Consider the following 14402-nt stretch of genomic DNA (forward strand, 5'->3'; position numbering starts at 1 on the left):
TCTACAAAATAATATTTTGTAAACAAAAAATAGTTAAAAAATTGTAACATTTATTTCAAGTTATCGACTACTTTAATATTAATTAACTTTACCTAAAATTAAAATGAAAAAAATTATTTTATCCTTAGTTGCTGGAATTATGCTGATGCCAATGAGTGTTAAAGCAGATGAAGGTATGTGGTTTTTAATGTTCATTGAACGTTTAAATCACCGTGATATGCAAAAAATGGGATTGCAATTAACCCCACAAGAAATTTACAGTATTAACAACCACAGTTTAAAAGATGCTATTGTGCAGTTTAACGGAGGTTGTACAGCAGAATTAATCTCTAAAGATGGTTTGGTATTAACCAATCACCACTGTGGTTATGATGCGATTGCAGAATTATCTTCAGCAGAAAAAAATTATTTAAAAGACGGATACTGGGCAGCAAACAGAAAAGAAGAATTAAAACCTTCAAGTTTATTTGTACGTTTCTTCGTTCGTATGGACGATTGTTCAAAAAGAATTTTATCAGTTGTAACACCAGGAATGAGTGAAGCGGATAGAGAAAAAGCAATCAATCAAGAAATTGCTAAAATTGAAAAAGAAAACAATGAAGGCGGTAAGTATACCGTTTCAGTTCGTTCGTTTTTTCAAGGAAATGAATATTACTATTTCGTATATCAAGATTATAAAGATGTTCGTTTAGTAGGAACGCCTCCAGAAAGCTTAGGAAAATTTGGTGGAGATACAGACAACTGGGAATGGCCTCGTCATACTGCGGATTTTTCTATGTTTAGGATTTATGCAGATGCTAACGGAAATCCAGCTGAATATTCTGTAAACAATGTTCCGTTAAACCCTAAACATCACTTACCAGTTAATTTAAGCGGTGTGAAAGAAAACGATTTTGCTATGATTTTAGGATATCCAGGTCGTACAAATCGTTGGATGCCAGCTAGTGGAATTGAGCAAAATGTAAAATTTGCTTATCCAGCTTGGGTAGAAGGTTCTAAAACCGGAATGGACAATATGAAAAAATATATGGTTCAATCTGATGCTTTAAATTTAGTTTACGCTTCTAAGTTTGCAGGAGTTGCGAATTACTGGAAAAACCGTCAAGGTATGATTGATGCCTTAACAAAATTTGGAACAGCAAAATCTAAAGCTGCTCAAGAAGCTAAATTTAACACTTGGGCAAATCAACCGGCAAATCAAGCAAAATATGGTAATGTAGTTGCTACAATAAATAAATTTTATGGAATGACGAATGAAAAATCGCGTCATGATAATTATTTACAGCAGTTATTTAGAACATCAGCTTTTGGTACAATAAGTAGATCTTTAGGTAGACAATTAGAAATGTATACTAAATCAGATGCCGCTAAACGTGCTGAAATGGCTCCAGCTATTGAAGAAATGGCAAATGAAATGTCTAAGGAATTACATATTCCTGCAGAAAAAGATATATTAGCTGCTCAGTTGTCATTATATGCTAAAAAAGCAGGTTATGCATTAGCGCCTACTGTTGAAAAATTAGCAAAAGAAAATAATGGTGATTTTACAAGTTATGTAGCTACAGCTTTTGAGGCAAGTATCTTCACTTCAGTAGAGAAAATTAAAGGTTATTTAGCAAATCCAAACGATGTAACTTTAACAAGCGACCCTTTATATGTTTTATCAAATGATTTAACATCTCATATTGGAAAAAGAAGCGAAGAGTTAATGAAAGCGCAAAACGATTTCGGTGCGTCTTTCCGTTTATTAGTAGAAGGTTTAAGAGAATCTAAAATTGGTACTACTTTGTATCCAGATGCAAATTCAACATTACGTTTAACTTACGGAAAAGTTCGTTCGTTACCAGCTGACAAAAGAAATGACGCTAAAGTAAATAACTATACTACTTTAGATGGACAAGTTAAAAAATACAAAAAAGGCGATTTAGAATTCGATTTACCTACAAAAGTATTAGACATGAATGCTAAAAAAGATTTCGGTCGTTATGCAGATAAAGATGGTTCTTTACACGTTAATTTCTTAACAGATAACGACATTACAGGTGGAAATTCTGGTTCTCCAGTATTAAACGGAAAAGGAGAATTAATCGGTTTGGCTTTTGATGGAAACATTGAAGCGATGGCTGGTGATGTTATTTTTGACCAAAAGTTACAAAGAACAATTAACGTAGATATTCGTTATGTACTTTGGGTAATTGAAAATTTCTCTGGTGCAAAACACATTGTAGACGAAATGACTTTAGTGAAATAATTTACTCAAGTTTACAAATAAAAAAAGAGTCTCGAGAAATCGGGACTCTTTTTTGTTATGAATATATTACAAATTATCTATTTCTTCTTGAACCATTTCCCAATCTGAAAGTAGTTTATCTAATTCCGCTTTTTTCTTGTTGTATGCTTTAAAAAAAGAGGCGTTTTCTATGTGTTTGTCGTAATTAGAAGCCAATTCTTTATCGTCGTTTTGAATGTCAATTTCTAATTGTTTAATTTGACTTTCAATTTTAGACAATCTATTTTGTAACGATTTGTTTTTCTTTTGGTCTTCGTAAGAAGCTTTGGAATTTGTATTGTTTGTAGCTTCTTTTTTCTCAATATCTTTTATTTCCACTTCACGCATATTTTCTAAATTGCGTTGTTCTAAAAAGTAATTGATATCGCCTAAATATTCTTTAATTTTTTGGTCTTTAAATTCGTACACCAAATTCGACATGTCTTGTAAAAAATCTCTATCGTGAGAAACGAGTAGGAGCGTGCCTTCATATTTTTGAAGTGCCGCTTTTAACACATTTTTCGATTTAATATCTAAGTGATTTGTTGGCTCATCCATTACCAAAACGTTGATGGGTTGTAATAATAATTTACACAAAGCCAAACGATTTCTTTCGCCTCCAGAAAGCACTTTTACTTTTTTCTCTACATCATCACCACGAAACAAAAACGACCCCAACATATCTCTTACTTTTGCTCTGTTGGTATCCGTTGCAGCATCTTCCATAGTTTGCAATAACGTAATTTCACCATCTAAATATTCTGCTTGATTTTGAGCGAAATAACCCACTTGAACGTTATGTCCTAATTTTATTGAGCCTTCAAATTTAAATTCGTTTACAATGGCCTTAATAAAAGTCGATTTTCCTTGTCCATTTTGACCTACAAATGCAATTTTACTGCCGCGTTCCACTAAAAGTGAAATGTCTTTTAATATTGTATTGTCGCCGTAGGCTTTTGTTACGTGTTCTGCTTCTATGACCACTCTTCCAGGAACTTTTGAAACAGGAAACGAGATATTCATCACGGAATTGTCGTCTTCATCCACTTCAATTCGTTCTACTTTGTCTAATTTTTTTATTAAAGATTGCGCCATCGAGGCTTTAGAGGCTTTGGCACGAAATTTTTCAATTAATTTTTCGGTTTCTTCAATTTTCTTGGCTTGATTTTTTTGTGTCGCCAATTGTTTTTCACGAATTTCATGACGTAATTCTAAATATTGCGAATACGGTTTATTAAAATCATATGCTTTTCCTAATGAAATTTCAATCGTACGATTGGTAACATTATCCAAAAACATTTTATCATGCGATACAATAACTACTACTCCAGGATAATTTCGTAAAAAACTTTCCAACCAAATGATACTTTCTATGTCTAAGTGATTGGTAGGTTCATCTAAAAGCAAAATATCGTTCGCTTGAAGCAATAGTTTTGCCAATTCGATACGCATACGCCAACCTCCAGAAAACGTTTCTGTTTGGTTGTTAAAAACCTCTCGTTTAAATCCTAAACCTAATAATATTTTTTCTGTATCACCTACATAATTATAACCTCCTAAAAGTTCAAATCTATGTGTGTAATCGGATAAATCTTCTATAATTTGAGAATATGCCTCGCTTTCATAATCGGTTCTGGTTACCAATTGATGATTGATTTCTTCTAGCTTTTTCTCCACTTCTTTAATATCTGAAAAGGCTTGATAGGCTTCTTCTAAGACGGTTCTTCCGGCTTCAAAATCGATATCTTGTCGTAAAAATCCAATTCTTACTTCTTTTTCAGTTGCAATTTGCCCAGAATCGGGTTTAAAATCGCCAGCTAAAATTTTCAACATAGTCGATTTTCCTGCTCCATTTTTACCTACTAAACCCACTCTGTCGCCAGCGCCCATTCTAAAAGTAACTTCTTCAAATAAATACGTTCCACCAAAGGAAACAGAAAGATTGTGTATGTTCAGCATGTTTTTTTCTAATAAGGTGCAAAAGTACTATACTTATTCTACCTTTACATCAAAATAATAAAAATGTTTGGAAAAGGATCAAAAATTTACGCGATGATAATAGGTTGTTGTCCTAAATGCCATGAAGAAAGTATGTATCTAGATGCAAACCCTTTTAATATTATGAAAATCTATGCCATGCACGAAAAGTGTTCGCACTGTAAACTAGTTTATCAAATAGAGCCTTCTTTCTTTTTTGGTGCTATGTTTGTAAGTTATGGACTTGGTGTTTTGATTGGTATAATTACTTTTTTACTTTCGTTTTTTGTATTTCAAGCCAATTTAAAAACGGCTTTTATTTCAATTATTGTGGCTCTAATTTTAAGCAATACCCTTATTATGCGAATGTCAAGAAATATTTGGATAAATATTTTTGTTCACTTTGATAAAAATTGGAAAGAAAACTTATCTAAATAGTTTTTTATAACACCTTTCTATTGAAATTTCGTTGTCTAATGGGATTCCATTTTCAATATATTGATATAACTTATCTGATAAATACGGTGCGAAAAGTACACCTCGAGTACCTAAACCGTTTAAAATATATAATTGTTTGTGGAGGTAGTGTTTTCCTAAAAGTGGTCTTCTGTCTTTTACAGTTGGTCGTACTCCCGCTAAATGATCTATAACTTCAAAGTCGCAAGAAATTAATTCTTTTAAGTTAGAAAGTAGTTCGTTTTTGCCTTCTTCGGTTTGCGTTGTAGTTTTGTCTTCCCAGTTATAAGTAGCTCCCACTTTATATAGATTATTTCCGATTGGTAAAATCCAAATACTCGAATTGATAATTTCGTTCAAATTTAAGTTTTCAGCTTTAATAATAAAAAGTTCTCCCTTTGTTCCATCAAGTGGTAAATTGTTGAAATACGGATTGCTGTGTATTCCAAAACCTTCTGCAAATACAATTTGTTTGGCTCGAATATCTTTATATTCTATATAATCATCTTTTATTACTAATTTAGAATAATAAAAAGTCTCTTCTGAATAGCAATTTTTTGTTATTAAGAAATTGGTATAGATTTCTTTTAATTTTTTAGTATCCAAGAAACCTGTTTCATCCACTTTTCCAAATTTATAACTACTTATTACAGCATCATTATTTAGAGTTTCTAATTCGCTACTTATAAACTTTGATAGGGTAGGTTTGTCTGAAGCTGCAAACCAATTATTTTGTTCTTCAATGTTATTTAATTTACGCAATAACGGAATTTCATACAAAAAAGTAGTGCCTAATTTATCTTCTAACTTTCTATAAAAAGGAATTGAAGTAGCCAATTGGGCTTCTGCTTCCCAAATTTTTGTAAATCGTTTTAAAACTATTGGATTGTATAATCCACCTGCTATTGTAGTTGAGTTTTGAGAATTGTCATTTAGCACCATTATTTTTTTATGGTGTAACAAACACGTTTCTGCAAAAGAAATTCCTGCTAAACCTGAACCAATAATAAGATAATCTACTTCCATGTTGTTTTATATATTGTTATACTATTTTAACTTTTAATTTACTGCAGAAGATTTTATATTAAAACATTAAGGAATTAAGAAAATTAAGAATAAACTAAATATCTAAATGGCAAAATTAAAACAGCTTTTTCAAAGATTAAATGGTATTACAAATTTACTTAAAATTGTATTGCTGTATAGTTATTAAACAAAAAAAACTCTTGCCGAAGCAAGAGTTTTTTTATAATTGGAGAAATTTTTAATTAGTAATTCCACATATCTAATTCGAAATTACGTATTTTTTCTTTTACTCTTTCTGATTCTAATAATTGCATTTGTGCGTTTTCCTTCATGTAATCTTTAATTTCTCTATCGCCGTATACATTTTCTTCCAAGTAAATTACGGCATTAAAACGACGTGCGTTTAACAAATGGTCAAACGTAAATGGCATAGCAGAGTTTTTTTCATTAAAGGCCTTAGCTTCGTGTAATACATCTCTTGAAGATGGAAAATAAATCCAAAACAATTCAATCGGTGCGTCATTTTTATTTTCTTCTTTGTTCATTGTATAAACATCAGGAACTAAAGGACAAATACCTTGTAATCTGTATCTCAAATCCCCTTGACGTTTGTCAAAATACCAAAACCCTTTTATTTTATATCCTTTAACATGAAAAGCATCAATAGTTTGCTTTGTTATAAATTCCTCTGATATAGGATCTCCAGCTGCTAATTGATCAATACCAGCATCTGAGGTATCTATAAAAACTCTTGCTTTTTGAATATCATCAAAAGTCTTTTTTACAGTAAAATATCCTGAATCATATACTTCAGTAATTTTTCCATCATCAATTCCTTTCATTATCACTTCAAAAAGCGGTTTTCTTTCTGAACCTAAATCTTTAGAATCATCTACAGGATAATACATTGGGTAATTTACTCTTTGGTCTACATCAATAAGTTCCCAAACGGTTTTTCCCATAAAAACATCTCTATCACCTATATAGCCATAAGGTAAAGGTTTGTCGTTGTCTGCATTTTTTTCTGCTTCGGTTTTTTTACCAATTTCAGCAGCTGTTTTTGCATTTAGTAAATTAGATTGCGCAAACGAAAGTGTGCTCAAACCAAATACCGTTACTAATAAAAAATTTCTCCAATTCATTTTTTTATTTTATTTAAATTATTGTACCTCAAATGTACAAGGCGAAACATTTTTAGCAGGTTGAATGATACCAACATACTTAACTTTAATTTCTGAAATTGTAACAACATCACCTCTACCTGCTTTTTTGATTGCTGAGATAGCTTGTCCATTCATTTTAGCTCCCTGAACCACAACAGTTGGCTGTCCTGGTACTTTGACGTTAAATTGTGTAACATTGATAGTTACAGGGAAATCAAAATCTTCTAAAGCTGCAGAAATAGTACATACTTCTAGGTTAGATTTTTGTCCTTTTGCAGAAACCTCACCTCTGATTTTACCAGTAGGAGCTGGGATACCTTTAATTCTAAACGTTTGTTTACTTGAAAAAGTACCACCACCATTAGGTAATGTAGCAGAAACATTAATGGTTACTTCTTTACCTTGTCCTGGGTTTAAAACATATTGTCCAGGTTTTCCTGAAGATCTCATCCCAGGCGCACTTGCTTTTACATCACTTGAAGGAATACCAGGAACAGATACCGAAATTGGGTTATCTACACCTCTGTATACCACATTCATTTTATCAGCAGAAACAATGGCTTGGTTTGGTTTTGGTACTACTACATAGTTACCTTTAATTGGTAAACTAACTAATTTTCCATTTTCATCAAAGTTGAAAGATCCTGTAATATCTTTTTCACCAACACTACCTGCTCCAAAAGAGAATTTAGCTTGACCCGCTTCCGCTTTTACTGATTGACCATTTACAATTACAGATTTTGCAACTAAATTTGGATCAAATTTTCCTAATATAATTTTACCAGTTACTGTTTCTCCTTGGAAGAAAGCTGTTTTGTCTGGCACTACAATAGGTTGGTATGCTGTTAAAGACGCTGCTGCAACTAAGTCTGATTGGAACATTCCACTAATAATGTCACTTTCAGTAGTTTTAATATCTGCTTGAATTTGTGACAATTTAGTTATAGATGCAATTAAAGGAAATCCTTTGTAATTATAATCTAACCAAGGCACATTTCCGTCTTCCGTTTTTACTTTATTTGTAGCAAATCTTTTTTCAATTTTTTTCATCTCAGCTTCTACAATTGAGCTTCCACCCGTTGCTTTAATTTGAGATGCAAATGTGCTAAATTTATTTAAAAATTCAGTACCTTTTACTGATGGTCTGTCACCAGAAAACCAGTATTCATCAATTATATCACCCTTATCCATTGCTTCGAAATTAAGACTTCCATCTTCTTTTCTTTCAACATCTTTAGTGAATTGTGTTTTTAATCCTTCTACATAACTGTAGAATTCTTTACATAATAATCTGATTTTGTCAACTTTAGCTTTTTTATCACCATATTGTTTTGGTTGATCTTCTGCTTTTTGAGCTAACTGATCGAAAGCTGATTGATTTCTTGCATCTGCAATACCATTTGATTCTGTGATTTTGTCATTTAAGATACCAAAAGCCGATAATACTTCTTTTGACATATTCATTGCCAACATTGCCACAAAAACCAAATACATCAGATTAACCATCTTCTGTCTAGGGGTAAGTTTTCCTCCTGCCATTTTTTTCTAATTAGTTTAGTTAATTAATTTGTTTAATTTATTTGATAAAACTAATTATCCTTTGTTTTGCATTGCAGTTAACATTCCACCATATACCGCATTTAATGAAGATATGTTTGATGTCATAGATTGCATTTGCTCTTTTAATTTAGATGCATTTTCTGCAATTTCTGCATTTGCATCTGCATTTTTCTGAGCACCATCAATTTGTGCTTTGTACAAGTTATTTAAAGCTTCTAATGAAGTAGCAGCATTAACCATTTGTTCTGCATATTTTGTTTGAGAAGCAATAGCGTCAACAGTTGGAGCGATACCTTTAGCAGCACCTTCAAAGTTTTTAATACTATTTCCTAAGCTTGTCATTAATTCCCCATCAATTTTAGCTTCTTTTAGTAAATTGTCTAATTTTTGAGATAATAAACCTTGTGCTTCTTCAGGACTTTCTTTTTTCCCTGATTTTAATTTTGCGTCTCCACCAGCTAATTCTGGGTACACTAAAGACCAGTCTAAATCTTTTTCAGGTACTTCAAAAGCAGATAAACCGAAAATGAATGCTTCAGTTCCTAATCCAACTACTAACATTACTCCTGCGAAAGGCCAGTGCATTAATTTGAAAAGTGCTCCAAGGATTACTACTGCTGCTCCCATACCGTAAGCGAAATTCATTGCTTTTTTGCTTAAAATTGCCATAATTTAAAATTTTAGTTTGTTAAGTTATAATTATTTAGTTTTGTTAAATTCTTGTTTATTATTTTATTTATTTCCTGTTTTTTGTGTTCCCATGTAATCTTGTACGGTTCTGAAACCGATATAACTTCTTGCAGAATCTTTATATTCAAAATCACGTGTGGAAACTTGTAAGAAGAAACCTACATCTTTCCATGACCCACCTCGAATTACTTTTCTTTGGTTTGCTTTATCAGATACGTTTGGATTCATTGAAGAAACAAATTCGTATGCTCCAGCATCGTAAGAAGAATCTGTCCATTCAGCTACATTTCCTGCCATATTGTATAAATTGAAATCATTTGGTTCAAATGAATCTGCTTCCACAGTATATAATGCACCATCTGCTGCATAATCTCCTCTCATTGGTTTGAAATTGGCTAAGAAACACCCACGGTCATTTTTAGCGTAGGGTCCACCCCAAGGATAAGTTCCTGATTCAATTCCGCCTCTTGCAGCATATTCCCATTCTGCTTCAGTAGGTAAACGGAAAGAATTTACTTGATCTCTTCCTTTTTGTTTTTTCACATACGAGTTTTTGTACATCGTTTTCCAAGCACAAAATGCTTTTGCTTGATCCCAAGATACACCCACTACTGGGTAGTCTCCATAAGCTTGGTGCCAAAAATAGTTATTGTGCATTGGCTCATTATAAGAATAGGCAAAATCTTTAATCCAAACTGTTGTATCTGGATATATTTCTAAAGGTTTTGCATCTTCATAAAAGTTTTTACGTCCTTTTTTCTTAACCGCTTTGTTTAAGTCAACTTGATTGTATTTGAATTTTAATTTACTTACATCCATCGTTTTTAACCCATTAAACGATTCTGATTCTTTTAAATACATGGAGTCCATTACTTCTACATAAGCCGCATCTGGATATTTAGAAGTTTCCTTTATTAATTTAACTTTTTTATTTGTTTTTCTATTTGCATATAGATCATCATCAGTACCAATACTATAATAATTGTCATACATATATTTGTCATACGCTGTCATTTTAGCTGGATCTGCATCAGCAAAAGCAAAATCACCAATACTACCTGTGTTTTTTCCACCTGCAGCTGGTTTGGCACCATCTACATCTGCTTTAACAGCTAATCTTGTTCTAATTGTAGAATCTTTTACCCATTCTACGAATTGGCGGTATTCACTATTTGTAGTTTCAGTTTCATCCATATAAAATGAAACCACGGTAACAGTTTTAGTGGGAGCGTCTTGTACATTGGCAACGTCATCATCTGACTTACCCATAGCATATGCACCTCCGGGGATAAGTGTCATACCAAAAGGTTTTTCTGAAAACCATTTTTTGCCTTTAACTCCTACCACTTCACCTTTATCGCCTTTTCCACAGCTTGTAAATAAAGCTAATGCCGCCGATAATACTAAAAACTTTTTCATATTAATTGGGTTATAAAATTTTATTTTATTTTAGGCTTCAAACCTATCTATTTATTTTGACATATACAATAGCAAAAGCAAAATAAAATAAAAAAAAGTGCATTTTATCGATTTTTGCTATGCTTTTAACGATTTTTTTAGTGGGTTTTTCTATGTGCTTTCCACCATCTTTCGGGGATTTCAGCATTACAAGCCGCTACATAATCATCATTTGTACACGGTAATAACGTTTTTTTAACTGTTTTATTATATACGGTATTGTAATTTATTTCCATCCACCATCTTTCAGATCGATTACTTTTGTAAAAAATTAACTCTTCGTCTTCTGCTAAAACGATGTATCTAATGTAATTTGTTTTCTCTTCAAATGGATATTCGTAACTTCTTAAGTGATATCCTTCTATAAAATACCAAGCAATTTGGGCTATAAGTTGGTTTTCATTTTTATTATAGAATTGATTGAAAATCCCAAAAGCACTTACTTTATCACTGATACCAGCATATCGGGCTAATGTACAAATTTCTCTTCCATCAAATCCGTTTGGATAAAATTCTGTTGCATTTCCTGAATCGGATGATTTTATAGATTTTAAATCAAGACTAACAATGTCTGCATCTCTAAAAACAGGCTCTACAATGGCTGGATTTTTGCTTATTTCTCCTAATCTATACGTGTCAAAATATAATTTTTCAATTAAATCTATTTCTTCTTGCGATGTGTAATAGGTTTGATATCCCATACTGCAAAAATTATATAAATTATTTGGCTCTTCTACAATTATCCTTGATAAATACGAATCGGATTCTAGTTTTTCATCTTTTGCGAAATCGAATTTATTATCAATGGCGACTAAATTTACCATTTGGTCCAATTGATCAAAAGCACGATACATGGCGTAAGTTAAATCTTGAGAACCACCAACGACCAAAGGTATAATTTTTTGCTTAATTAAATGAGCACAAATGGTTTTTAACACAAAATAAGTGTCACTTGTTTCATTTCCAACTAAAGCATCTCCTAAATCGGCAATGCCTTTGTTCCAATTACCTGGGAATAATTGATAAAATGCTTTTCTAAAATCGTTAAAATTGTAATTTTCATTTTCTAAATTCGCACCTCTATTTTCGTTTACACAAATAAGTGCAATGGATATATTTTCTAAATTAGGATAATCGGTAGCTGTATGAATTACAATTTTTTTACCTAATGTTTGATTAGATAATTGAGTTGTAAATTCCTGAATTTCTTCTGATACAGGTTGTAAATATTCGAATATCATAAAATTATTTCTTTTTAGCTACGGCTTTTTTTGCAGGCGCTTTTTTTGTCGCTGTTTTTTTTGCTGGTGCTTTCTTCTCAATCATCTCTTTTACTGTTTCAAGAGTTAATTTTGTAGCATCTATATCTTTACTCAGTTCAATTTTTATTTTTCCTTTTGTAATTACAGATCTTCCCCAACGTGCTTTTTCTACTTTAATACCTTCTTCTTTCCAAAAATGAAGTACTTTTTCAATTTCTTTTTGTTGTTTGTCTTCAATTAATTCAGTGATATCGGCTTGCGATAAATTATCAAAGTTGTATTTTTTATTCACATTGATAAAAATACCATTCCATTTTAAGAAAGGTCCAAATCGGCCGACACCTTTTTGTACGGGTAAATTATCGTAAGTAGCAATTGGAGCGTCTGCCTTGGTTTTTTCATCGATTAATTCGATGGCTCTTTCCATTGTTACATCTAATGGTTCTTCTCCTTTTGAAAGTGAAATAAATTGTGTTCCAAACTTCACATAAGGTCCAAAACGTCCGTTGTTTACTTCAATTTCTTCACCTTCGTAAGTTCCTAAAGATTTTGGTAATAAAAACAAATCCAAAACTTCTTCTAATGTTATATTACTTAGGTTTTGCTCGTTTCTTAAACTTGCAAATTGTTTTACTTCGTCATCAATAGCACCAATTTGTGCCATTGCACCGTATTTTCCTAATCGAACACTTACAGGTTTTCCCGTTTTTGGATCGGTTCCTAAAATTCGCTCTCCAGATTCACGTTCTGCTGTTGTTTCCACTTTGGTTACAATAGGATGAAAATGATCGTAAAAGTTGCGCATCATTTTGTGCCAATCTTCGTTTCCAGCTGCAATTTCATCAAAATCTTGTTCTACTTTTGCAGTAAAATTATAATCTAAAATACTTTCAAAGTTTTTTACTAAAAAGTCAGTCACAATGCCGCCAATATCCGTTGGAACTAATTTTCCTTTGTCGGAACCAGAGTTTTCTTTTAAAGTTTGCGATTTTATTTCTTTACCAATTAAAGTTAATTGTTCGTATTTTCTTTCTGTACCTTCAAAACTTCCTTTTTCAACATAATTTCTGTTGATAATGGTGGAAATTGTTGGCGCATAAGTAGAGGGACGACCAATACCTAATTCTTCTAATTTTTTTACAAGTGACGCTTCGGTATATCTACTTGCAGGTCGAGTAAAACGTTCTGTTGCAGTAATAAATTTATTAGCCAGCTTTTCGTTTACTTTTAATGCCGGTAACAGGCCTTCTTGTTCTTCATCATCATCGTCATTTCCTTCCAAATATACTTTTAAGAAACCATCAAATTTTATTACTTCGCCTGATGCAGAAAAGTAATCATTGTGAGTATTTGCTATAATTTTTACGTTTGTACGTTCCAATTCTGCATCACTCATTTGCGAAGCTAAAGTACGTTTCCAAATTAAATCGTATAAACGGGCTTGGTCTCTGTCAATATCAACGGTATGACGACTCATATCTGTAGGACGAATGGCTTCGTGTGCCTCTTGAGCGCCTTTAGATTTTGTATTGTAATTTCTTGGTTTACTATATGCTGCTCCATAATAAGAAGTAATTTCCGCTTGTGCGGCAGCCATAGCATCTTGAGAAAGGTTTACACTATCTGTTCTCATATAAGTAATCAAACCGGCTTCGTACAAACGTTGAGCAATTTGCATTGTAATTCCAACAGGTAAATACAATTTACGAGCGGCTTCTTGTTGTAAAGTAGACGTCGTAAATGGTGCTGTAGGCGTTTTTTTCGTTGGTTTTGTTTCTAAATCGGCAACTTTAAAATCAGCAGCTATATTTTTTTCTAAAAATTGATGTGCTTCTTCTTTTGTATTGAAATTTTTATTTAGTTTGGCTTTAACTGTTTTTCCGGCTTCATTCGTAAATTCAGCACTAATAGAATAACTTCCAACAGTTTTAAAATTTTGAATTTCACGTTCGCGTTCTACAATTAATCGTACAGAAACCGATTGCACACGTCCGGCAGATAAACCACCTTTTACTTTTTTCCAAAGTACGGGAGACAATTCGTAACCCACTAAACGGTCTAAAACTCTTCGAGCTTGTTGTGCGTTTACTAAATTATAATTGATATCTCTCGGATTTTCAATCGCTTTTAAAATGGCGGTTTTTGTAATTTCGTGAAAAACGATACGTTTTGTTTTGGCGGGATCTAATTTTAATTCTTCAGACAAATGCCAAGAAATAGCTTCTCCTTCTCGGTCCTCATCGGAAGCTAACCAAACCATATCTGCTTTTTTAGATAAGTCTTTTAGTTTTTTTACTAATGCTTTTTTATCTGTAGATACTTCATATTTAGGTTTAAAGTTATCATGTACATCTACACCAATTTCCTTTGAAGGTAAATCTGCAATATGTCCGTAACTTGATTCCACTTGGAAATCTGCTCCTAAAAATTTTTCAATGGTTTTTGCCTTTGCAGGTGACTCCACGATAACTAAATTCTTCGCCATTTTCATTTATTTGATTTGGCAAAAGTATATTATTTTTTTGATTAATGTATATAGGT

General features: G+C 32.3%; 10 protein-coding genes. 2 read left to right on the forward strand and 8 right to left on the reverse strand.

Translation table 11 applies throughout. The features are described from left to right. The first annotated feature begins 103 nt into the window (after positions 1-103). Positions 104-2251 (forward strand): S46 family peptidase, encoded by a 2148-nt coding sequence (locus ABWP78_RS06630; protein ID WP_353169994.1) that lies wholly within the window; start codon positions 104-106, stop codon positions 2249-2251. Between the two features lie 66 nt (positions 2252-2317). On the opposite strand, the gene ABWP78_RS06635 is transcribed toward ABWP78_RS06630, so the two are convergent. Continuing rightward, positions 2318-4228: an ABC-F family ATP-binding cassette domain-containing protein gene (locus ABWP78_RS06635; RefSeq protein ID WP_353169995.1), complete on the reverse strand. Its 1911-nt coding sequence runs from the start codon at positions 4226-4228 to the stop codon at positions 2318-2320. 63 nt (positions 4229-4291) lie between these two features. Here ABWP78_RS06635 and ABWP78_RS06640 point away from each other — a divergent pair, with 63 nt between their 5' ends. Then, positions 4292-4684 (forward strand): DUF983 domain-containing protein, encoded by a 393-nt coding sequence (locus ABWP78_RS06640; RefSeq protein ID WP_353169996.1) that lies wholly within the window; start codon positions 4292-4294, stop codon positions 4682-4684. On the opposite strand, the gene ABWP78_RS06645 is transcribed toward ABWP78_RS06640, so the two are convergent. The 7 genes from ABWP78_RS06645 to topA all read right to left on the reverse strand — a co-directional run bounded on the left by ABWP78_RS06645 (position 4673) and on the right by topA (position 14346). Further along, positions 4673-5728, reverse strand: coding sequence for an NAD(P)/FAD-dependent oxidoreductase (locus ABWP78_RS06645; RefSeq protein ID WP_353169997.1), 1056 nt, complete (start codon positions 5726-5728; stop codon positions 4673-4675). The genes ABWP78_RS06640 and ABWP78_RS06645 overlap by 12 nt on opposite strands. Positions 5729-5970: 242 nt before the next feature. Then, on the reverse strand, positions 5971-6870 hold the full coding sequence (porN, locus tag ABWP78_RS06650) for a type IX secretion system ring subunit PorN/GldN (protein WP_353169998.1): 900 nt from the start codon (positions 6868-6870) through the stop codon (positions 5971-5973). An 18-nt stretch (positions 6871-6888) separates the two neighbouring features. After that, positions 6889-8430, reverse strand: coding sequence for a type IX secretion system motor protein PorM/GldM (porM, locus tag ABWP78_RS06655; protein ID WP_353169999.1), 1542 nt, complete (start codon positions 8428-8430; stop codon positions 6889-6891). 54 nt (positions 8431-8484) lie between these two features. Then, positions 8485-9120 (reverse strand): type IX secretion system motor protein PorL/GldL, encoded by a 636-nt coding sequence (gene porL, locus ABWP78_RS06660; RefSeq protein WP_353170000.1) that lies wholly within the window; start codon positions 9118-9120, stop codon positions 8485-8487. A gap of 63 nt (positions 9121-9183) precedes the next feature. Then, positions 9184-10560: a T9SS ring complex lipoprotein PorK/GldK gene (gene porK, locus ABWP78_RS06665; RefSeq protein WP_353170001.1), complete on the reverse strand. Its 1377-nt coding sequence runs from the start codon at positions 10558-10560 to the stop codon at positions 9184-9186. 137 nt (positions 10561-10697) lie between these two features. Then, positions 10698-11840: a formimidoylglutamase gene (locus tag ABWP78_RS06670; protein WP_353170002.1), complete on the reverse strand. Its 1143-nt coding sequence runs from the start codon at positions 11838-11840 to the stop codon at positions 10698-10700. A 4-nt stretch (positions 11841-11844) separates the two neighbouring features. After that, positions 11845-14346: a type I DNA topoisomerase gene (gene topA / locus ABWP78_RS06675; RefSeq protein ID WP_353170003.1), complete on the reverse strand. Its 2502-nt coding sequence runs from the start codon at positions 14344-14346 to the stop codon at positions 11845-11847. Positions 14347-14402 lie beyond the last annotated feature (56 nt).

Origin of the sequence: Flavobacterium sp. (assembly GCF_040402955.1) — a bacterium.
In the GTDB taxonomy this organism is placed as follows: Bacteria; Bacteroidota; Bacteroidia; order Flavobacteriales; family Flavobacteriaceae; genus Flavobacterium.